This is a genomic window from Nonomuraea sp. NPDC050786, from assembly GCF_040654115.1.
GTDB lineage: Bacteria > Actinomycetota > Actinomycetes > Streptosporangiales > Streptosporangiaceae > Nonomuraea.
In genome coordinates, this window is record NZ_JBFAHJ010000034.1 from 1 (window position 1) to 21,167 (window position 21,167).

Sequence of the window (21,167 nt, forward strand, 5' to 3'; positions counted from 1 at the left end):
CTCAAAATCGGTCCAGCGGTTGGAAGTGCTCACTCACCAGCGGCTACCAGGCACCGAGTCTGCCCGATCAGCCGACCCGGTAGCTCCCATTAGCGATTCAGGATGGCGGCGAGGGCGGCGCGGTCGTTGACGCCGGTCTTGTCGTAGACGGCGTACAGCGTGTTGGCCACGGTGCGGATGGACACGACCAGCCGCTCGGCGATCTCGCGGTTCGTCAGCCCCTGGGCGGCCAGCACCGCGATCTCGCGCTGTCTCGGCGTCAGGCCGGGGACGTCGAGGTCCATCAGGGCGAGCGTGCGGGCGCCCTGGCAGCGCTGGGAGAGCTGCCAGGCCCGGGTCTCCGCCGCCCGCGCGCCGCGCCACAGCCCGGCCTCGCGGTGGCGGGCGGCCGCCTGCGCCGCCGCCTCGGCCGCGTACAGCAGCAGGCCGAGCCGCGCGAAGCCCTCCGAGACCGCGTCGAGCTCCGCGCCGTCGCGGGCGGCGGCGTGCCGCGCGAAGAGCGCGACCAGCGGGCTGTCCACGTCGAGCGCGGCGAGCCGCGCGGACACCAGGTCGGGACGGCCCAGCCGGACGACGTCGTGCAGCGCGAACGGCTCGTCGCAGGGCAGCGCGCTCCCGGCGATCTCCAGGCAGAGCGCGACGGCCCCGGCCGCGTCGCCGCGCCCGGCCATGGTCCATACCTGGGCGAAGCGGAGGGGTATGACGGCGGACGGGCCGATCGGCCTGCCCGTCGCCTCCACCCGCGCCAGGGCCTCCTCGGCCGCGGCGACGTCGCCGAGGAGCGCGTACGCGTGCGCGAGCTCGCCCAGATAGGACCCCGCCAGCGCGCTGCAAGCAGGCAGCCGGCCGGTCGTGTCGCGGGCCCAGGCGAGGGCGTCGGCGAGCCGGCCACGCAGCCGCAGCACGCGGGCCTTCACCGTGCCGAACTCCAGGATCGCCCGCGTCCAGCTGCCGAACTGGCCGCCCAGGTCGAATCCCTCGTCGGCGAGCCGCTCGGCGCCGTCCAGGTCGCCGAGCAGCAGCGCGGCGTTCGCGGCGGTCCCGGTCAGGGTGGCGGCGAGGCTCCGCATGGCGTCCGGCTGCTTCACGAGCCTGGCGCGGGCCTCCGCCACGCGGGCCAGGCTTTCCGCGGCCCGGCCCCGTGCCAGCAGGACGGCCGCGTCGGCCCCGCCGATCATGCGTTCGCCGTGCGGGTTGAGCGGGCCCAGCTCCCGCGTCCGCGCGAGCAGCTCCTCGGCGGCGGCGATGTCGCCGGTGAGCACCGCCAGGACGGCCCGCATGATCAGGATGCCCTGCCGCGCGCCAACGCCGCGGGCGAGCCGGGTGGTCTCCTCCAGGACGGCCCGCGCCCGCGCGACGTCCCCGAGCCCGACGGCCAGGTTCAGCGCCCACTGCACGCCGAGGTCGGTCCTGGCCGTCTCGGTCATGTCCGCTTCCCACGCGGTGGCGAACACGTCGTCGGCCTCGGCGTACCGGTCGGAGTAGGACAGCACTGTAGCCAGTGCGGCCAGCGCGGGCGTCCCGCCGCCCGCGGCCACGGCCGCTCGTCCGAGCCGTACGGCCAGTTCCAGGTCCCGGACGATCCTGGCGCGCTCGCAACCCGCCAGCAGCAGCCCGGGATCGCCGGGCAGGCCGCTGTCCAGCCGCCAGACGGCCACCCTGAGCACGTCCTCGCGCCGTCGCAGCCCGGCCTCGGTCACCGCCTGGGCCAGCCGGCGCATCATCGTGCGGGCGCGCAGCACGCCGCAGCCGTCCCTGATGACCTCGCCGTACAGGGGGTGCGCGAGGCGTACCTGGAGCCGGCGGCCGTCCGGCTGCACGGTGACGAGCTGCCGGTCCTCCAGGTGCTGGACGGCGTCGAGGGAGCCGAGGACGGCCAGCAGGTCGGCGCCGAGCGGCTCGCCGTAGGCCAGGAGCTCCAGCGCCTCCCGTTCGCGCGCGGTCAGCTCGCCGATGCGGCCCGCGATGGTCTCGCGCAGCGTGGGCGTGATCGTCAGCGGCCCGCGCCAGCGCCACACGTCCCCGTCCTCGGTGAGGATCCCGGACAGCACGAGCTCGTGCAGGTAGAGGGCGTTGCCCTGGCTGGCGCGCCACAGCCGGGCCACGGTCGCCGCCTCCACCCGGCTGCCCAGGGCTGCCCCCAGGAGGGCCTCCGTCTCCTCCGGGGAGAACGGCTCCAGCTCCAGCCGCGGCACCAGATCGTCCTTCCACAGCGCGAGCACCGCGTCCGGCACGGGCGTCCGGCTGCGGAGTGTCGCGATCACGCGGGTCCCGCCCCGCGTCACGAGGTGGTGGACGAGCGCGGCCGAGGCCGGATCGAGCAGGTGGGCGTCATCCACCACCAGCACCGGCGCGCGCAGCGCGGCGGCCGCCCAGCCCAGCGGGTTGCCGGCGGGCGGCGTGGCGGGGAGCAGCGGGGCGAAGGCCCCCAGCGGGACCTCCGCGGCGGCCGCGGTGGCCCGCGCCCACGCGACCCCGTCGAGGCCGTGTACGGCCTGCGCCACCAGGCGGCTCTTGCCCGTCCCCGCCGGCCCGGCGACGACCACGCCTTCGGCGGCGGACCTGATCTTCGCGAGTTGCGTCGCACGCCCGATGAACGGCCAGGAGGCTGCCACGGCGAAAGCGTATTTGAGTAGGCCATGCTCATGCGAGAGCGTCGCGGCGCCCGGCATGCTGGGGCCCATGACCGTGACGCTGACCACCGGCCTGACGGACCTCGTCCGCGCGTGCCTCGGCGACCCGCTGGCCGAGATCGCCGAGCAGCACGTCGAGCTTCTCCACCACGGCTCCGGGTCGTTGTCGACGGCCTCGCTCCACCGCGTGCGCGGCACGACGACCGGCGGCGTGAGCTGGTCGTTCTTCGTCAAGTCGATCCACGCGATCAGGCACTCGGCCTGGTTCGCGAAGATGCCCGAGGAGACGCGGGCCGCGGCGGTCGCGCACTTCCCCTGGCGGGCCGACGCGGACGTCTACCTGGCCCGGCCTCCGCTTCCCGCCGGGTTGCGACTGCCCCGGATGTACCGGCTGGACGACCTGGGGGACGACCGGCTCGTCATGTGGTTGGAGGACGTGCCGGTCGCTCCCGCCGCGTGGGACCTGGACCGCTACCGCGTCGCCGCCCGCCTGCTGGGCGAACTGGCCGCCGCGCGGCCCGTGGCGGGCCGCTCGTCCGCGCCGCGCGAGCCGCTCAACCGCAGCCTCCGCTTCTACTGCGCGGGTCCGGTCGCCGGCCTGTTCCTGCCGATCCTGCGGGACCCGGCGACGTGGCGCCACCCGCTGGTCGCCGCGAACGCCGACCCGCTGCTCCGAGCCGACCTCCTGGCCCTCGCCGACCGGATCGACCCGCTGCTGGACGCCCTGGACCGCCTCCCGCACACCCACGTCCACGGCGACGCCGGCCCCATGAACCTGCTGGTCCCGGCCGACGGCTCGGCGGAGTTCGTGGCCGTCGACTGGGGCTGGCCGCACCCGGCGGCCGTGGGCTTCGACCTGGGCCAGCTCCTGGTCGGCCGCGCGCACACCGGCGAGCTCGACCCGGCGGACCTGCCGGCCGTGCACGAGGCGATCGAGGCCGCGTACGCCGCCGCGACGGCCGGCGTCGCGGATCCCGGCGAGGTCTCCTTCGGCTACGTCGCCACGCTGGTGCTGCGCAGCGCGTGGACCGCGATCCCCTTCGAGCTTCTGGGCCAGGAACCCACCCCCGAACTGCACGAGCTGTTCCGCAAGCGGGCCGCGCTCGCCCGCTTCATCGTCGACCTGGGGCGCTCCCTGCTTCCCTGACCGCGGTGGATGCCGACCACGGCGGCGGGCTCGCGCCCGTACGGGCCGGCGGTCCAGAGGGCGAGGTGCTCCCCGGCCTCGCGGAGGTGGAGCAGGGCGGGGCGGTCGACGGTGATGTCCGGTCGCGTGCATGCCGTCCGCCGTACCCGGAACCTCCCTAACCGGAACGGGCCGGGGTGGCCCCCGGCGGCCGGGACCTCATGGCGCGGTGAGCGGCTCGGCCTGGTAGGCGCGGTGCAGCAGCTCCACGAACGACGGCGACTCAGGCAGGGCCACGGCGCCGATCCGGTGCACCGCCACTCCCGGCGTCCATGAGTTCATGACGACGGCCCCGGCCAGAGCCGGCAGGTCGGACAGGGTGATCTCCTGGGAGCGCTGCGGGATGCCGAGGCCGTCCAGCCGCCGGCGGAGGATGGTCATCGTGATCCCGCTCAGCATCTCGGCCACGGGCCACACCACCGCGGTGCCGTCCCAGAAGGCCAGGTTCCAGATCGACGCCTCGCTGAGCCGGCCCCGGCGGTCCACGAAGGCGGCGTCGTCGAAGCCTTGCGCGACGGCTTGGCGGAGGAAATACGTCTTGGCCACCTCGCCGACGTGCTTCACGGCCGGGAGCATCCGTTCGTGCTCGACCGCCGCCAGCGCCAGCGGCCCCTCCGGGCCGGAGGCGGGGGGTCCGGTACGGACGAGCACCTCCGGCTCGACCTCGGCCCCGGCCACGGTGAACTCCCCCGCCGGCGAGTACACCGTGGCCGTCAGCGAGAGATCGGCCGGACCGTCCTCCAGGGCAGCCCTCAGACAGGACCGCACCCGATCGTCGGGCAGCGCCCGGCCGAACAGCTCCACCGAGGCGCGCCGCAGCCGCTCCAGATGGAGGTCCAGCCCCCGGACCCGGCCGCCACGCACCTGCATGGCGGTGAAGTGGGCGTAGCCCGCGAAGGCCAGCGGCGCCAGCTCCCCGGCGACCGCCGCCCGGCCGTTGAGTTGCACGACAGAAGAGGCGGCAACAGTGCTCATCGAAGTCTTCCCTCAGATCGTGGTCAGGTGGGGGGGCACACCCCAGCCTGCCGCGGCGGGGCGGGATGGCCCAGAGCCCTGTCCCGCGTACGACCGGTGGTCCTACTACTGCCAGGGTCAGGCTCGCACGCACTCGTATCCGGCGATCAGCGACAATGGGCTATATGTACGTCATGCCCGACCCGGAAGGAGCGGACCCGGGCGGCGAGCAGCCGTTCGATCCGCGTGCCGAGATCGGCGCGTTCCTGCGCAGCCGCCGGGCCCGGCTGACGCCGGAGGAGGTCGGGCTGCCGGTCCTCGGACGGCACCGGAGGGTGCCGGGGCTGCGCCGCGAGGAGCTGGCCCAGCTCGCCGGCGTGTCGGTCGCCTACCTGACCCGGCTCGAGCAGGGCCGGGGGAACAACGTGTCGGACGAGGTGGTCGGCGCGATCGCGCGGGCCCTGCGGCTGACGGACGCCGAGCACACGCACCTCAGGCACCTGGTCAAGTGCCAGCACCGCAAGCAGTACTCGCCGCCCCACCAGCAGGTACGCGCCGAGCTCCGGCAGCTGCTGGCCGCCATGGACGGGGTGCCGGCGTACGTGACGGGGCCGCGCTCGGACCTCCTGGCCTGGAACCGGATGGCGGCGGCCCTGTTCGGCGACTGGGACCGGCTGCCGGCCAGGGAGCGCAACTGGGCCCGGCTGGTGTTCCTGCGACCCGATCATCGCCGCCTGTTCGCGGACTGGGAGTCCAGGGCCACCGACGTCGTCGGCGCGCTGCGCCTGTACGCGGGCTGCTATCCGGACGATCCGCAGCTGCTGACGCTCGTGGACGAGCTGACGGCGCGGAGTGAGGAGTTCCGCCGCCTGTGGGCCCGGCACGACGTCGAGGAGGCCAACCACGGCGTCCAGCGCCTGCGTCACCCGCTGGTGGGCGAGCTCACCCTCTCCTTCGAGTCGCTGCGGCTGCCCGACGACCCCGAACACGCCCTGACCGTCTACCACGCCCCGTCCGGCTCCGCCGCGGCGGAGAGCCTGAGACTGCTGGCCCGCTGAGGCCAAGCGCCGCGCCAAGGAGAAGGGTGTGGGCGTACGCAGGGCGGCTTCCTCACGCGCCTCCCGGCGAGGGCGCCGGAGGCAGGACGGGCTCGAGGTGGAACATCCCGGTGACGACTTCACCGGGCGTCCGAGCGGACCGGACCCGTCCGGCGACGGCCGCCAGCACGTCACAGGCGGTGACCAGGCCGACCAGCCCGCCGCCGTCGACCACCGGCACGGCGTCGCACCCGGCGTCCAGCATCGTCCCCGCCACCCTGGCCAACGGGGTGTCCGGCCGGACCACCGGCCTGCGCTCGCGCCGCAGCAACATCCGCACCTGGCGGCTGGACTGCTCCTCAGGCCCGCCCGACCAGGACGCCGCCACCTGCTCCCGCGTCAGGATGCCCAGCACGTGCCGCCCGTCGACGACCGGCAGGTGATGCACGCCGGCGCGGCGCATCAGCTCCCAGGCCATCAACGACGACTCGTCCGGCTTGACCGCCACCAGGACGCGGCTCATCACCTGCCCGGCGGTCAGCGATTCGACGGTCATGACCCCTCCTTCGCGACGAGCCCGCCACGCGCGTATCCCCACATGTCGGATCCCTCACCTCCTACCCTCACGCTCGGGCCCGTGTCGCGCCGGCGAGCAGCTGGGCGAAACGCCGGGGTGAGCCCGCCCGTGCCCACATCGTCCGCTGCCTGGCCGCACCCGTCCCCCGGCGGGCGAGCCCGCGCAGGAGCAGGGCGATCGGTTCCGGGTCGGGCAGGTGCGGCAGGAGGCTCTCCAGCAGGTCGCGGTGGGGCATGACGCGCGAGGTGTACGGATCGACGGCGAGCGCGTCCAGGCCGTGGCGGGCGGCGGCGGTCAGCTCGGCGGCGATCCGCCTGTCGCTCAGCGCGGTGACGGGCACGCCGCGTGTCACGTCGGCGATGGCCAGGGCGACGAGCGCCCGCGCCATGGCCGCCATCAGCAGGGTGTCCTCGACCGAGAGGCAGGTGTCCATGACGCGCAGCTCCACCGTCGGGTGGCGCGGTGACAGGCGGGCGTGGAAGTACACGCTCCGCTCGTCCATGGCACGGCCGCGACGGATCAGGCGGCACACGGCGGCGTCGTAGTCGGCCGCCGATCGCCAGACGCGGGGCGGCGCCGCCGTCGGCCAGCGGCTCCACTGCGGGTGGCGACGGCTGGCCCAGCCCGTGTCACCGCCGTCGGCGATGGGCGAGTTGGCGCTGAGCGCGAGGAGCGTGGCCAGATAGGGCCGGAGCCGGGCGAGGATCTGCACGCCGAGCTCGCGGGAGGGGATGCCGACGTGTACGTGGCAGCCGCAGGTGCCGGAGCTCGCGACCAGGGAGCCGTGGCGGGCGGCCAGTTCCCGGTAGCGGGCGTCGGCCGTGAGGGCGGACAGGCCGGGCACCTGCCAGGGGGCTATGCCGCAGGCGACCAGGTGGCAGCCGAGCTCCTCCGCCGCGCGCGAGGCGAGCGTCCGGTGACGGGACAGCTCCTCCGCCACCTGCGCCAGGTCCGTGCACACGCCGGTGACCGTCTCGAGCTGGTAGCGCATGACCTCGGCCTTGACGTACGGGTCGCCGTCGAGCAGCGCCAGGATCGCGGGCGCGGTGAGGGCCGGACGGCCTTCGGCGTGGTCCAGCAGCAGGAACTCCTCCTCCACGCCCACTGTCAGCGCCCGGCTCGTGGGACGCGCCGCAGGCATGGTGGTGCCGTGCACGCTCATCGCAACCTCCCCCGAAGCGATGACCCGCTCATCTAAGGGTCGCGCTTGGAAGGCGTCCGCGGCAAGCCGGCAGAACGCCTGCTCACCGCCCCCTTTCGAGGCGTTCCGCGGCGCTGCGGGGCGAGTGGTCGCCCGAGACGGCGTCGGCCCATTCGAGCAGGCGGTCCAGGTGCGGATCGGACGCCGCCGTGACGATGCGGGGGCTGCCGACGGCGACCTCTCCGCCGGTCCCGTCGATGGTGACGAGCGTGCCCTCCGGGATGGCCCGCCCGCCGGCTCGCACGCGGGCGGCGGCCACGTCGACCTCGAGGTCCGCGGCTCCCACCACGGCCGGTTTGCCCATGGACCTGGCGACGACGGCGGCGTGGCTGGTAGGACCGCCACGGGCGGTGACCACGCCCGCGGCGGCGGCCAGGCCGTGCAGGTCGAGCGGGGAGGTTTCGGGGCGTACCAGGATGACCGGACCGTCGGCGGCCATCCGGGCGGCCGTGTCGGCGGTGGTCGCCACCCTGCCGGTCGCGACGCCCGGGCACGCGCCCACCCCTCGGGTGAGGAGGTCGAGCCCGCCTGACGGGTCGATCCGGGGCGTGCGTACCTGGTCGAGCCGGCGCGGGGAGACGCGGTGCAGCGCCTCGCGGCGATCGATGACGCCCTCGTCGGCCAGGTCGACCGCGACGCGGACGGCGGCCCGCCCGGCGAGTCCGCCGGGCCGCACCTGCAGGAGCCACAGCCGGCCCGCCTCGAAGGTGAACTCCACGTGGCACGCGTCGCGGTAGTGCCCCTCGACCCGGGCCAGGGCCGCCAGCAGAGCGGCCCACACCGCCGGCTCCCGTCCGGCCAGCTCGGACAGCGGCCGGGTGATCGACCGCCCCGAGACGACGTCCTCGCCCTGGCGGCCGAACAGGACCTCGCCGTAGGGGACCCGCTCACCGGTGTTGGGATCGCGGCTGAACGCGACGCCGCTGCCGCTGTGGTCGCCGCGATTGCCGAACACCATGGCCTGAACGGTGACCGCCGTGCCCAGGTCATGCGGGATGTCGTGCAGCTCGCGGTAGGTCCGGGCGCGCGGCGTGTCCCATGACGCCAGCACGGCCTCGACGGCCAGCTCCAGCTGCCGCGCCGGGTCGTCGAGGACCGCCTGGCTGGCTCGTTCGCGGATGAGGGCCTCGATCTCATGGATCCCCGCGGCCCCGCGTGCGGCCGGGTCGACGCCGAGGACCGTGGCGGCGAAGCCGGACAGGAAGCGCAGGCGCGAGTCGAGCGCGAAGCGCGGGTCACCCGTCTCGGCCGCCAGCCCCTCCGCGGCCTCGGCGGTGAGGCCGAGGTTGAGGATCGTGCTCATCATGCCGGGCATCGACACGCTGCCGCCCGAGCGGACCGACACCGCCAGCGGCCGCTCGGCCCCGCCCAGGCGCCGTCCCGTGGCGGCCTCGAGCTCGGAGAGCGCGGCGGCCAGCTCGGCGCCCAGGCCGTCAGGAAGCCGCCCGTCGCGCAGGAAGGCGCGGCAGGCCCCGGTGCCGATGACGAATCCCGGAGGCACGGGCAGCCCGAGACGCCGCAGGACGATCAGGCCGTACGCCTTCCCGCCGAGCACGGCCGCGCCCTCCCCGCCCTCCCCGCCCTCCCCGCCCTCCACGGCTTCCGGCGACAGCGGATGGATCCACGTCATCGCGGAATCCCCAGCGTGACCAGCAGATCTTCGTGCAGCTGGAACCAGACCGTGTGGTACGAGGCCATGCTGTCGGTCACGTACTCCGGCTCGCCGGCCCTGGCGCGGGTGAGCGCGTCGGTGAGCCGGGCCCGATACCGCCGGAATCGGGGCAGCGCCGCGGTCAGGTCCGCGATGACGACATCGGCGCGCCGGTCGAAATCGGTCAGCCGGTCCAGGACGCGGGAGTCGTAGGCGGGGTCGGCGTGGTCGTTGAGCGTCAGGACACCGCCGGCGGACCGCGTCTGCCAGGCGGCGCAGAGATCGAGCAGCTCTCCGTTGAGCGGGAGGAAGGCGTCGTACGCCGCCGCCACCGCGGCCCGGGCGCCGGCCGCGTCCAGCTCGGCGGAGATCCGCTCGGCGTCCGCGGCGCGGCCGGCCTCGGTGATGCCCCACCCGCCGAAGTCTCCCCGAGTGTGCGTGACCAGGCCGGCCACGGCCAGATCGATCAGCTCGGATTCGACGTCGGCCTCGGGCAGCCCGCTCGCCTCGGCCACGCGGGCGAGGACGGTGAACCCCATGCAGCGCAGGGTGTGGAGCACCAGCAAGTCGGTGCTGGTCGGACGCGGCACGTCGGCAGGCCCTTCCTGTCGGTCGTCTGTGATGTCGGGGACATGCCGGGCGGCGCGGGTCATCGCCCGGCCTTCCCGGGTTCGGTCATGGCCGGCCCGCCCGCGGCTGCCGCCGCGTGGGCGGCGCCTCGCCCGGAGGCCCGGGCGACGATCCAGCCCGACTGGACGCGTACCGCGGCCTCGGTGGCGTCGTCGGCGTCGGGGATCCCGGCGGCCGAGGCGATGGTGGCGCGCTCGTCGAGGACCAGGCGGAGGTCCGGCCAGGCGTCGGGGGTGAACACGCGGCGCAGGCATCCGGCGAGGTCGCCGATCCTGAGCCGGGCGAGACGTCCGGTCTCGGCCGGGTCGCCGGTCACGACGGCCACGGTGACGCGGTCGCCCGGGCGGGCGGCGCGCACGGCCTCCTCGGCCGCCTCCAGCCGGCCGGTGCCGAGGACCGCGATCACACCGTCGGCGTCGAACCCGGTCCGCCGGCCGGTGATCTGGTCCGGCAGCTCCGCGGGCGGCTCCCAGACGTCCTGGACGGGCCGCGCAGGAGCGATGTACGGCAGGTGCGGCGGGTCCCAGGTGTCGGCGAGGTCGAGCCCGGCCAGATGCCGGCAGGCGCCTGCCACGTCGAAGGGGTCGCCGAAGCCGGGCGCCGTGTCGGCCAGGTGGCCGGCGCCGGCCAGCAGCGTGAGGACCAGCTCGGCCAGCCGCACCCGCCGGGTGTGGCGCGGCAGGCGTGACTCCAGCGCGAGAGCGAGCAGCAGCGCCTCCAGCCGGGCGAGCTGGGCCAGCGCGGCGCGGCCCGGTTCGTCGTCGAACACCCCGGCCAGCGCGCGCAGCTGCAGCTTCCCACCGGCGGGGGTGTCGCCGGCCAGCGGGAGCCGTTCGAGCCAGACGCGGGCGAACGCGCCCAACGCCTCGGCCAGGTCCGGCGGCGACGTCGCCGCCGCCGCGTCCGTGCGCCCGATCGAGTCGGTCAGGACCGCCAGGTAGAGCGCGCGCTTGCTCGGGAAGTTCGAGTAGACGGCGCCACGGGTCAGCTCGGCCCGCTCCGCGATCCGGTCGACCTTGGCGTCGGCGTAGCCGCGCTCGGCGAACTCCTCCCTCGCCGCGGCCAGCACCGCCGCGCGGGTGCGCTCCTGCTGCTGCGCCCGGGTCAGCCTCGCCATCATGACTCCCTTCCTCGTCCCGACACAGTAAGGATACCAAGAACATCCCGATGTTCTCATCATCTGAGTGGCATGGGTCTTCGAGCGGCAAGGACGGGACTTTCGCCCCTAACGCTGAGGGGCTCGGAGCAGAGAGGGTGAAGGTATGCAGGTCGACTCGTCCGGGCTTCAGGTGCTCTCGCGCGCGGAGTGCCTCGACCTGCTGTCCACGGCGCCGATCGGGCGGATCGTGTTCACCGATCGGGCTCTGCCGGCCGTGCAGCCGGTCAACTTCCATCTCGACGGCCATTCCATCGTGATCCGCACCTCGATCGGGTCCAAGCTGGCCACCGCCACCAGAAGCGCCGTGGTGGCCTTCGAGGCCGACGAGTTCGATCTGGAGCGGCGTACCGGCTGGTCTGTCACCGCGGTGGGACTCGCGCGGGCCGTGACGGACCCGACCGAGCGCGACCGGCTGTCGGCGCTGCCGTTGGCGACCTGGGCGCCGGGCAACCGGGACCACTACATCGTGGTCGAGGCCGAGCAGGTGTCCGGCCGCCGGATCGCCGCCTGAGCCGTCTCACAGCGCCGTCTCACAGCGCCGCTCCCACAGCGCCGCTCCCACAGCGCCGTCTCACAGCGCCGCTCCCACAGCGCCGGTCTCACAGCGGGACGTGCCAGCACAGCCGGGTGCCGCCCTCTTCGGCGGGGGCGAACTCCGCGGCGCCGCCCAGGCAGGCGGCCCGCTCCTCCACGTTGCGCAGGCCGCTGCGGCGTCCGCTCTCTCCCAGGCCGACGCCGTTGTCCGTGACCATGAGGGCGAGTTCGGCATCGGCGGCCCGCACGAGAACATCGGCGCGGGTCGCGCGGGAATGGCGGACCACGTTGGACAGGGCCTCGCGCAGCACGGCCAGCAGGTGCTCGGCGACCGTTCCTGGAACCAGGGTGTCGATCTGCCCTTCCATGCGCAGGCCCGGCATGAAGCCCAGGTGGCCGGCGGCGCCCTCCACGAGCGCCACGATCTGGCCTCGCAAGCTGGGTGCGGCCTGGGCGGAGCCCTGCAGCGCGAAGATGGACGAGCGGATCTGCCGGATCGTCTCGTCCAGCTCGTCGATCGCGTGCTGGACCCGATTGGCCGCCTCAGGCCGCTCCACCAGCCGGATCGTGCTCATCAGCGTCATCGCCGTCGCGAACAGGCGCTGGATGACCACATCGTGCAGATCTCTGGCGATGCGGTCGCGGTCCTCCAGCAGGCCCAGCCGTTCGGCGTCCCGGCGCGCCTCGGCCAGCTCCAACGCGATCGCCGCCTGGCAGGCGAACGCCTGCAGCATCTGCTGATCCGCATCGCTGAACGGCAACCGCCCGCTCCGCTTGGCCAGCACCAGCACCCCGCGCACGCTCTGCGCGTTCCCGAACGGCACCATCAGCACCGGCCCGTAGCCCAGCCGCCGCAGCGGCGAGCCGGGGCGCGGAACGCTCTGCATGTCCGCGTCGGACATCGGCTCGCCCTCGGTGAACACCTGGCCCGCGAGCGTCTCCGACACCACGAAGACCGCGCCCGGCAGCTCCTCCGCGCCCTCCCCCGCCGCGAACTCCACGATCAGCGACTGCTTCGACGGCTCGGGCATGAGCACCTCGACCAGGTCCGCGTCGGTCATCTCGCGGGCGCGGGCCGCCACCAGGCTCAGCACCTGGCCCTGGTCGGCGCCGGACAGCAGGCTCGTGCTCACTTCGGAGGACGCCTGCAGCCAGGTCTCACGCCGCCGCGACACCTCGTACAGGCGGGCGTTGTCCACGGCGACGCCGGCAGCGGTGGCCAGCGCGATCACGATGGCCTCGTCCTCCTCGTCGAACTCTCCGCCGCCGCGCTTCTCGGTCAGGTAAAGGTTTCCGAAAACCTTCTCCCGCACCCGGATCGGGACGCCGAGGAAGGAGCCCATGGGCGGATGGCCCTGCGGGAAGCCGTACGAATCCGGATGTTCGGCGATGCGGCCGCACCTGAGCGGCCGCGCATCCTTGATCAGCAGGCCGATCAGGCCCAGGCCGCGCGGCCAGTGCTCGATCCTGGCGATCTCCTCCTCGGTCAGTCCCACCGGGATGAACTGGATGAGCGTGTTCTCCTTGCCGATCACGCCGAGCGCGCCGTAGCTGGCGTCCACCAGCTTCGTCGCGGTCTCCGTGATGCGGCGCAGCACGGCTTCCAGGCTGAGGTCGCCGCCCACCGTCACGATCGCCTCGAGCAGCGCGTGCACCCGGTCCCGTGTGGACAGCACGGCATTGAGCCGCATCTGCAACTCGGCCAGCAGCTCGTCGAGCCGCATCTGCGGCATCAACGGGTGACGCTCGCTCTCCACATCTCTCAGTGTCGCATCTGACCTGCGGCGATGCCCATCGCCAGGGCTGCGGTCGGATAGCGTCGTACATATGATTCGGGTGTTCCTTGTCGACGATCACGAGGTCGTGCGGCGGGGTGTCGCGGCGCTGCTGGGGTCCGAGGCGGACATCGAGGTGATCGGCGAGGCGGGCACGGCCGAGTCGGCGATCGCCCGTATCCCGGCGCTCAAGCCGGACGTGGCGGTGCTGGATGTGCGGCTGCCGGACGGCAGCGGCGTGGATGTGTGCCGCGAGGTGCGCTCGCGGCTGCCTGGGCTGGCGTGCCTGATGCTGACGTCGTTCGCCGACGACGACGCGCTGTTCGACGCGGTGATGGCGGGCGCGTCGGGCTACGTGCTCAAGCAGATCCACGGCTCCGACCTGGTCGCCGCGGTACGGACGGTCGCCTCCGGGCAGTCGCTGCTCGACCCGCAGACCACCGCCGCCATGCTGCAGCGCCTGCGCGACCAGGCGGGCAGGAAGGACCCCCTCGCCACGCTGTCGGAGCAGGAACGGCACATTCTCGACCTGATCGGCGAGGGGTTGACCAACCGGCAGATCGGCGAGCGGATGTTCCTGGCGGAGAAGACGGTCAAGAACTACGTGTCCAACCTGCTGGCCAAGCTCAACATGCAGCGCCGCACCCAGGCGGCGGCCCTGGCGGCGCGGTTGCGGGACGACCGCCGCGAGTGACGCCAGAGGCCGGCACCCTGGCGGCGGCACCGTGACGGCGACGCCGGCGCCGGGCCATCCTGGCGGCGGCGCCTACCTCCCCGAGCGGGCGCTCAGGAGGTCGTCCTTGTCGAAGGTCACCACGGACCTCACGTCCACGACGCCCTCGACCGCCCGGACCCGCTCCGCCAAGGCGATGGCCTGTGATCGCCACTCCACCGCGCCGCTGACCGTCACCACGCCCTGGTCGATCTCGACGGTGAACGCCTCCGGGTCCGGGAGCACGGCTCTGACGTCCGCCTCCAGCTCATCGACGGGGCGGCTGAAGACCCGGAGCACGTCGCGCTGGTGCAGGGTGCCGACGATCCGCCCGGTGACCGCGTCCACCACGGGCAGCTGCTTGATGCGCTCTGCGTGCATCAGCCGGGCCGCCTCCCGCACGAAGGTGTCCGGCGTGACGGTGATCGCCGGCGAGGTCATGAGCTGGGCCGCCGTCACACCCGCGGCCTTCTCGTGCTCCTGCCGCTGCCTGCCCGACTCGTACATCGACACGCTGTGCCGTACCGGGTCGGCCTCCTTGAGCAGAAGATCGTCCTCGGACACCACACCCACCGGCCGCCGATCCGCATCGATCACCGTGACCGCGCCCACCGCGAACCGCTCCATGGCCTCCATGATCTCCACGAACGAGGCATCCTTCAGCACGGCGATGGCCACGCGGCCCATGATGTCCTTGACCTCGATCGGCATGACATCCCCCTCCACTCCGCCGGCGAGGAGCTCGCCGGTCAGCCCTGCATCTCGCAGGGAACGGCCCAGCCGCCGAACCGGTCGGCCAGGTCCCGCTGCATCCGGAAGACCTCGGCACGCTCGGCATCGCGCGTCTTGACGGCGAACGCGGCGACCTCCTGATGCCGGGCGCGCCCGGACATCAGCAACTGCTGAGACATCACCACCCCCATCATCTGATGGTCGGTCATGTCACACAGGAACGCCTCGTCCAGCGCGTCGCCCGACAGCCTGGACATATCGCGGATCATCGGGGGGTAGCCGGTCTCCGTGTCCGAACGCCTCGGATACCACCGGTCCAGCCAGGCCCTCATCGTGCTGATCTCGGCGTTCTGCGTCTTCGCGATCGAGGCTCCGAGCGCGCGCATCTGGGGCCGCTGTGAGCGCTGGAGCTGCCGGGCCGCCGCCACTGCTTCGTGATGGCGCGCCACCATACGGGCCAGATAGTCGGCCTCATCGGTCACGTTCGCGTCGCGCATGGGCCGGTAAGGCGCCGCCATGCCCCGCTCGGCCGGTGCGGCGCTCTGCTGCCCGGACGTGATCTGGGTGACCTGCTGCACCACATCGGTGGCCGCCACAGTGGCGCCGGCCGCCACGGCCGCCAGCGCGGAGCCGGCCGCGATCCTCGCCACTGTTGACCGTTTCATGCCCCGGCCCCCAACGCTCTGTCCCCGGATTGCACTTTCACTGCCTTCAAGACTGAAGGGGGCCGCCGTGCGGGGACAGGGCCGCAGGACCCTCATGACCAGGACCAACGTCCTTCGCCGGTAGGGCCGAACCGCCCGCCGCCCAGGTCGGCTCGGCCCCGCGGCGCCTCCCCGCTCCAGTGCGGCCACAGGGCCGACCCCCTCCAGGGCTGACTTTCCTCCGTGAACGCTCACCCGACCAGTTATTGATCGCTTACAGTCCCGTTATGTCGAGAAAGACCCACGGCTTCCGGATCCTCGGCGGCGTGCAGGTCATGATCGAGACAACGGAGGTCCTGCTGCCGCCCCAGCAGCGGACGGTGCTGGCCGTGCTGCTGCTGAACGCCGGCGCCCCGGTGTCGGCCGACTTCCTGGCGGACGTCCTTTGGGGCGAGACGGTACCCGATACGTACCGCTCCAGGATCCGCATGCTGATCGCCAAGCTCCGGGCCGCGTGCGGCAGCGAGCTGATCACCACCTGCGATCGCGGCTACATCCTTCACGTGGGACCCGGCGAGCTGGACTCCGACGTGTTCGCCGACCTCGTGGGTCAGGCGCGGCGCGCCACCGCGGAGGACGCGCTGCCCCTCTACGAGCAGGCACTCGCGCTGTGGGGCGGCCCGCCGCTGCCGGAGATCGATCACCCGTTCGCCCAGGCCGCGGTCGCGCGCCTCTGGGAGCTGCACGCCGGCGCGGTCGAGGAGCGGGCGGAGCTGATGCTGACCCAGGGGTGGGCCGCGGAGGTCGTCACCGAGCTGCGGGCCGTCGTCGTCGCGCACCCCTCCAGAGAGCGTCCGCACGGCCAGCTCATGCGGGCCCTGGCCGCGACCGGCAGGACGGCCGAGGCGCTGGACGTCTACCACCGGCTCCGCGACCACCTGCGGGAGGAGCTCGGCACGGAGCCGGCCCCTTCGCTCCGCGAGCTGCACGGCCGGCTGCTGCGCGCGAAGTCGTCGGCGGCGCCGGCGAGGCCCCGCCAGCTGCCGTTCGCTCCCGGCCGGCTGCTCGACCGGCAGGCCGAGCTCGACCGGCTCGGCCTGCTCAGCGAGGGCTCCGCCAGGACCGTCGCCATCGTCGGCCCCGCGGGCATCGGCAAGACGAGCCTGGCGCTGCACTGGGCGCACGAGCACGCGGAGCTGTTCCCCGACGGGCAGCTCTTCCTCGATCTGCATGGCTTCGACCAGGGCGCGGCCACCGCCGATCCGCTCGCGCGGCTGCTCATCGCCCTGGGCCACCCGGCTCAGGACGTGCCGGTGGACCCGCAGGCGCAGCTCTCGCTCTACCGGTCGTCGCTGGCCGGGCGCCGGATGCTCATCGTGCTGGACAACGCGGCCGGCTCCGCACAGGTGCGGCCCCTGCTTCCGGGCGAGCCGCGCTGCCTGACGCTCGTCACGAGCCGCGATCGGCTCACCGGCCTGGTGGCGCTGGAGGGAGCGCAGCGCATCGCGCTGGACGGCCTGCCTCCTGAGTCCTCCCTGGAACTCCTGGCGAGCACCGCGGGCCGCGGCAGGATCGACGCCGAACCGGACGCCGCCGCCGAGCTCGTCCGCCTGTGCGGGCACCTGCCCCTCGCGCTCAGGGTCGCCGGCGCCCGGCTGGCGGATCATCCGCACCTGACGATCGCCGGCTACGTGAAGCAGCTGACCGAGCACGGACGGCTGACGGGGCTGCACATCGAGGGGGACGAGGGCGCGGCCGTGCGTCAGGCGCTGTCCCTGTCGTACCAGGCGCTCTCCGGGGCGGCCCGCAGGATGTTCCGCCTGATGAACCTGGTCCCCGGTGACGGCATCACCACCCGCGCGGCCGCGGCCCTCGCCGACGTGGGCGTCGCCGAGGCGGAAGCCCTGCTGAACGCCCTCACCCGGGTCCACCTGGCCACCGAGACGGGGGCGGGCCGCTACACCTGCCACGACCTGGTGGCGGAGTTCGCCCGCGAGACGGGCAGCGCCGAGGACGACCGCGCCGCCGTCCTGCGCCTGCTGGAGTTCTACCTGCACAGCGTCGCCGCGGTGGCGGACGTGGCCTACTCCCGCCCGGTGGACCTGCTGGACGAGCCGCCCGCCGTGCACTTCGACTCCCCCCAGGACGCGGACGCGTGGCTCACGAGCGAGTGGGTGAACGTCACCGCGGCCATCGAGCACGCCGCCGAGCTGCGGATGGACGGGATCGTCTGGCGGCTCGCGCATGCCATGCGTGCCGTGCTCTACCGCAAGCGCTGGCTGCCCGTCTGGCTGCGGCTGGCCCGGCTCGGGCTGGCGAGCGCGCAGCGGGACCGCGACGTGCTCGGCGAGGCCGCCATGCGCCTGTCACTCGGCCTGGCGCACGTCTGCACCGGCGACTACCGGCTCTCGGCCGAGGAACTGGGCCGCGCGACAGCGTCCTGCCGTAAGGCCGGATGGCGAAGCGGCGAAGCGGACGCCCTCCGCGCCGAAGGCTCGGCGCTCGCGCTGGTCGGCTCGTCCAGGCAGGCCGTCACCAAGACGCGCCAGGCGCTGCGGATCTACGAGTCGCTCGGCGACAGGGGGCGCCAGGCCTCCGGCGTCAACAACCTCGGCGTGATGCTGCGCCAACGGGGGAGGCTGGCGGACGCCGAGGAGTGCCTGGAACAGGCGATGGCCATGGCCGAGGAGATCGGCCCCAAGGAGTTGCAGGCGCTGACGCTGGTCGGGCTCGGGGAGGTCCGGCAGGAGCAGGGGCGGCTCGGGGAGGCCCTGCCGATCCTGCGGCGCGCGCTGAGGCTCGCCTCGTCGGCCGGGATGGTGTACGGGCAGGTCTCGGCGCTGGACGCGATAGCCGCCGTGCACGCCGACGCCGAGCGGCACCTGCAGGCCCTGCTGGCCAGAAGGGAGATGCTCGCCCTGGCCAGGCAGATCGAGGACCACGGCCATGAGGTCCTCGCACTGATCGGCCTGGCGCGGGCGGAGCTCGGCCTCGGTCAGCAGGCCGGTGACCGGCTACAGGCCGCCTGGCGCCAGGCCGAAGAGCTCGGTCATCACCAGGGCGGCGTCGAGGCCGCGCTCGCTCTGTCGGAGCTGGCCTCCCACGAGGGCCGCTACCGGGAGGCCCGCGCCCACGCCGGCTCCGCGCTGCGCAGGGCGGCTCGGGGATGGGTCCTGGGCGCGGGCCGGGCCCGGATCGCGCTGGCCGTCGCCGATCTCGGCGAGCGCGAGTACGACCAGTGCGTCCGGCAGTGCGAGCGGGCGGTGCGCACCTTCACCCGCACCGGTCAGCGGCTCGGCCTGGCCCGTGCGCTGGTCGTCCTGGGGCGGGCGCGCGAGCGGACGGGTAACGAGCGCGGCGCCCGTTCCGCCCGGCGGCGGGCGCAGGCGGTGCTGGCCGAGCTGGGCGCGCCCGCGCAGCACGGCGTACTCGCCGGACTCTGAGCGCGGCGGCCCGCCGTGTCCGCATATCCGCCTTGCTGTGAGCATGCGCCCTTTATGCGGCTATGCCGGAAGGTGGCCAGCGGTCGCTGTTCGGGTTGATCATCAGCGGGAGCACGGTTTGACGGAAGTGACCTTCGGCATCCTGGGGCCGATATGTGTCCGTGTGAGCGGAACGCATTCCATCGAGCTGAGCGGCAAGCAGAGCGTGGTCCTGGCCAGTCTGCTGCTCAACGTCAACACCACGGTGTCCAAGGACCGGCTGATCGCCGCGCTGTGGGACAAGCCTCCCCACTCGGCGGTCTCCAACCTGCACACGTACGTCGGGCAGCTGAGAAAGTCGTTGCCGACAGGGACCCGCCTCCTCACCAAGGGCTCCGGCTACCTGCTCCAGGCCGGTACGGAGGAGGTCGATCTGCTCACCTTCGACCAGGAGGTACGGCTGGCCCGGCTGGAGGCCGAAAGGGGCGAGACCGAGTCCGCGGTCGAGCGGTTCGGGCGCGCGCTGGCGCTGTGGCGCGGGCGGCCCGCCGAGGGCACCCCGCTGCGGGACGACCTGCTCACCGGCCTCGCCGAGGTGGAGGAGTGGCGCACGCAGGCGCGCCTCGACTACGCGGAGCTGAAACTCCGCCTGGGTCACTCGCAGGAGGTCACCGGTGATCTCCGCCGCCTGCTGATCGAGCAGCCGCTGCGGGAGAGGACGTGGTACCTCCTCATGCTGGCGTACGCACGCGCGGGACAGCGGGACAAGGCGCTGGACGCCTACCGGCAGGCCCGCGACGTGCTCGTGGAAGAGCTGGGCGTCGAGCCCGGGGAGGACCTGAAACGCCTGCAGGCCATGATCCTCGGCGGCAACCTGCCAGCCGTCACGTCCCGGCAGGAGGGCAGAGGCATCTGCCAGGTGCCGCCGGACATCGCCGACTTCGTCGGCAGGCAGGCGGAGCTGTCGTCCGCGGTCGAGGCGCTCTGCCCGGGGCAGGCGACGGCTTCCGGGGGCGCCGTGCGGACCGCGCCGACGTTGCCCCTGTGCGTGATCTCGGGTCAGGCGGGAGTGGGCAAGACCGCCCTGGCCGTCCACGTCGCGCACCGCCTCCGGCGGGACTTCCCCGACGGGCAGCTGTACATCAAGCTGCGCGGCGAGGACAACCGTCCCACGGACCCGGAGGAGGCGCTGGCCCGGCTCCTGCGCATGCTCGGGATCGACGGCGCCGCCGTCCCGGCCGGGCTGGAGGAGCGGGCGGAACTGTACCGCGGCAGGCTGGCCGACCGGCGCTACCTGGTGGTGCTCGACGACGCGGCGGACGAAGGGCAGCTCACCCCGCTCCTGCCGGGCACGCCAGGGTGCGCGGTCCTGATCACCAGCAGGCGCCGCCTGACGGCCCTGCCCGCGGCGCGGATGATCGAGCTGCCGGTGATGCCGCACGGCGAGGCGCTCGAACTCCTGCGGCACGTCATCGGCGCCGGGCGGGCGGCCGGGGCGCCCGGCGAGGCGGGCAGGCTCGTCCAGCTCTGCGGTGGCCTGCCGCTGGCGGTCCGGATCGCCGGCGCCAAGCTCGCCGCCCGGCCGCACTGGGGCCTGGACCAGCTGGTCACCAGGCTGAGCGACGCCCGCGGCCGCCTGCACGGGCTCACCCACGGCTCCCTGTCGGTGCGGGACGGCCTCGCCGTGGACCACCGGGACCTGGACCCGGCGGCGCGGAGGCTGTTCCGCCTGCTCGGCCTGCTGGAGGCCCCGGACTTCGCCGCCTGGGCCGCCGCCGCCCTGCTCGACCTGCCGCACACCGAGGCCGAGGACCTGCTCGAGCAGCTGGTGGACGTCCGCCTCCTCGACGTCGCCGGCCGTGACCGGACGGGTCAGGCGCGCTTCCGCTTCCACGACCTGACGCGCGCGTACGCGCGAGAACGCGCCAAGGCCGACGAGCCCGAGGACGAACGTCTCGCCGCGGTGCGCCGCGCCTTGAGCGCCTGGCTCGCCCTCACCCGCCAGGCGCACCTCCGGTGGTGCGGCGGAGAGCACCGCGTGCCGCGGGTCCGCAGCATCCACTGGTCGCCCGGCCCGGAGACCACCGAACGCCTCGTACGGGACCCGCTCGCCTGGGTGGACGCCGAACGAGCGGGCATCGTGGCGGCGGTCAGCCAGAGCGAGGCGCTGGGAGCGTACGAGCTGTGCTCGGAGCTCGCCTCCGCCGCCATGCACCTGTTCGAGACCCGCGACGACGTGTCCCGCCGCTGCGACCAGCCCCCGGCACGCTACGAGCAGGCGGCCGCCGGTCTCGGCACGGAGATCACCGTCAGGTGAGGC

Annotated in this window: 16 protein-coding genes; 6 read left to right on the top strand and 10 right to left on the bottom strand. The window is 73.8% G+C overall.

The genetic code is table 11. The features are described from left to right. Positions 1 to 89: 89 nt before the first annotated feature. A complete protein-coding gene (locus tag AB0H84_RS42760) occupies positions 90 to 2,615 on the bottom strand; it encodes a LuxR C-terminal-related transcriptional regulator (protein WP_357617748.1) in 2,526 nt (841 codons plus the stop codon). A gap of 67 nt (positions 2,616 to 2,682) precedes the next feature. On the opposite strand from AB0H84_RS42760, the gene AB0H84_RS42765 reads away from it, so the two are divergent. Next, positions 2,683 to 3,780, top strand: coding sequence for a hypothetical protein (locus tag AB0H84_RS42765; RefSeq protein WP_357617750.1), 1,098 nt, complete (start codon positions 2,683 to 2,685; stop codon positions 3,778 to 3,780). A 198-nt stretch (positions 3,781 to 3,978) separates the two neighbouring features. On the opposite strand, the gene AB0H84_RS42770 is transcribed toward AB0H84_RS42765, so the two are convergent. Continuing rightward, positions 3,979 to 4,794 (bottom strand): aminotransferase class IV family protein, encoded by an 816-nt coding sequence (locus tag AB0H84_RS42770; protein ID WP_357617752.1) that lies wholly within the window; start codon positions 4,792 to 4,794, stop codon positions 3,979 to 3,981. Positions 4,795 to 4,958: 164 nt separating this feature from the next. Between AB0H84_RS42770 and AB0H84_RS42775 the strand changes: the two genes are divergently transcribed. Continuing rightward, the gene (locus AB0H84_RS42775; RefSeq protein ID WP_357617754.1) at positions 4,959 to 5,831 is read left to right on the top strand and encodes a helix-turn-helix transcriptional regulator; all 873 of its coding nucleotides are present in this window, start codon (positions 4,959 to 4,961) and stop codon (positions 5,829 to 5,831) included. Between the two features lie 52 nt (positions 5,832 to 5,883). Here the strand turns inward: AB0H84_RS42775 and AB0H84_RS42780 are convergent, their stop codons facing one another. The 5 genes from AB0H84_RS42780 to AB0H84_RS42800 all read right to left on the bottom strand — a co-directional run bounded on the left by AB0H84_RS42780 (position 5,884) and on the right by AB0H84_RS42800 (position 10,986). Then, the gene (locus AB0H84_RS42780; protein ID WP_357617756.1) at positions 5,884 to 6,366 is read right to left on the bottom strand and encodes a CBS domain-containing protein; all 483 of its coding nucleotides are present in this window, start codon (positions 6,364 to 6,366) and stop codon (positions 5,884 to 5,886) included. Between the two features lie 67 nt (positions 6,367 to 6,433). Beyond that, positions 6,434 to 7,549 (bottom strand): glutamate--cysteine ligase, encoded by a 1,116-nt coding sequence (locus AB0H84_RS42785; protein WP_357617758.1) that lies wholly within the window; start codon positions 7,547 to 7,549, stop codon positions 6,434 to 6,436. An 82-nt stretch (positions 7,550 to 7,631) separates the two neighbouring features. Beyond that, positions 7,632 to 9,218 (bottom strand): pyruvate, phosphate dikinase, encoded by a 1,587-nt coding sequence (locus AB0H84_RS42790; protein WP_357617760.1) that lies wholly within the window; start codon positions 9,216 to 9,218, stop codon positions 7,632 to 7,634. Then, positions 9,215 to 9,829 carry a transcriptional regulator gene (locus tag AB0H84_RS42795; RefSeq protein ID WP_357617762.1) on the bottom strand — a complete coding sequence of 205 codons (615 nt, stop codon included), beginning with the start codon at positions 9,827 to 9,829 and terminating at the stop codon, positions 9,215 to 9,217. Before AB0H84_RS42795 ends, AB0H84_RS42790 begins: the two co-directional genes overlap by 4 nt. Before the next feature lie 59 nt (positions 9,830 to 9,888). Next, positions 9,889 to 10,986, bottom strand: coding sequence for a helix-turn-helix domain-containing protein (locus AB0H84_RS42800; RefSeq protein ID WP_357617764.1), 1,098 nt, complete (start codon positions 10,984 to 10,986; stop codon positions 9,889 to 9,891). A 145-nt stretch (positions 10,987 to 11,131) separates the two neighbouring features. On the opposite strand from AB0H84_RS42800, the gene AB0H84_RS42805 reads away from it, so the two are divergent. Next, positions 11,132 to 11,539: a pyridoxamine 5'-phosphate oxidase family protein gene (locus AB0H84_RS42805; RefSeq protein ID WP_357617766.1), complete on the top strand. Its 408-nt coding sequence runs from the start codon at positions 11,132 to 11,134 to the stop codon at positions 11,537 to 11,539. Positions 11,540 to 11,627: 88 nt separating this feature from the next. Here AB0H84_RS42805 and AB0H84_RS42810 read toward each other — a convergent pair whose 3' ends face one another. Further along, positions 11,628 to 13,295 (bottom strand): GAF domain-containing protein, encoded by a 1,668-nt coding sequence (locus tag AB0H84_RS42810; RefSeq protein ID WP_357617984.1) that lies wholly within the window; start codon positions 13,293 to 13,295, stop codon positions 11,628 to 11,630. 94 nt (positions 13,296 to 13,389) lie between these two features. Here AB0H84_RS42810 and AB0H84_RS42815 point away from each other — a divergent pair, with 94 nt between their 5' ends. Next, complete coding sequence (locus tag AB0H84_RS42815) at positions 13,390 to 14,031, top strand: response regulator transcription factor (RefSeq protein WP_357617767.1); 642 nt, start codon at positions 13,390 to 13,392, stop codon at positions 14,029 to 14,031. 72 nt (positions 14,032 to 14,103) lie between these two features. On the opposite strand, the gene AB0H84_RS42820 is transcribed toward AB0H84_RS42815, so the two are convergent. Then, complete coding sequence (locus tag AB0H84_RS42820) at positions 14,104 to 14,760, bottom strand: CBS domain-containing protein (protein WP_357617769.1); 657 nt, start codon at positions 14,758 to 14,760, stop codon at positions 14,104 to 14,106. Positions 14,761 to 14,798: 38 nt separating this feature from the next. After that, entirely contained in the window at positions 14,799 to 15,446 is a 648-nt protein-coding gene (locus AB0H84_RS42825; RefSeq protein WP_357617771.1) for a DUF305 domain-containing protein, read from the bottom strand. A 266-nt stretch (positions 15,447 to 15,712) separates the two neighbouring features. Here AB0H84_RS42825 and AB0H84_RS42830 point away from each other — a divergent pair, with 266 nt between their 5' ends. Together AB0H84_RS42830 and AB0H84_RS42835 are read left to right on the top strand one after the other, a co-directional pair. Continuing rightward, complete coding sequence (locus AB0H84_RS42830; RefSeq protein WP_357617773.1) at positions 15,713 to 18,868, top strand: BTAD domain-containing putative transcriptional regulator; 3,156 nt, start codon at positions 15,713 to 15,715, stop codon at positions 18,866 to 18,868. Between the two features lie 163 nt (positions 18,869 to 19,031). Next, entirely contained in the window at positions 19,032 to 21,164 is a 2,133-nt protein-coding gene (locus AB0H84_RS42835) for a BTAD domain-containing putative transcriptional regulator (protein ID WP_357617775.1), read from the top strand. Positions 21,165 to 21,167 lie beyond the last annotated feature (3 nt).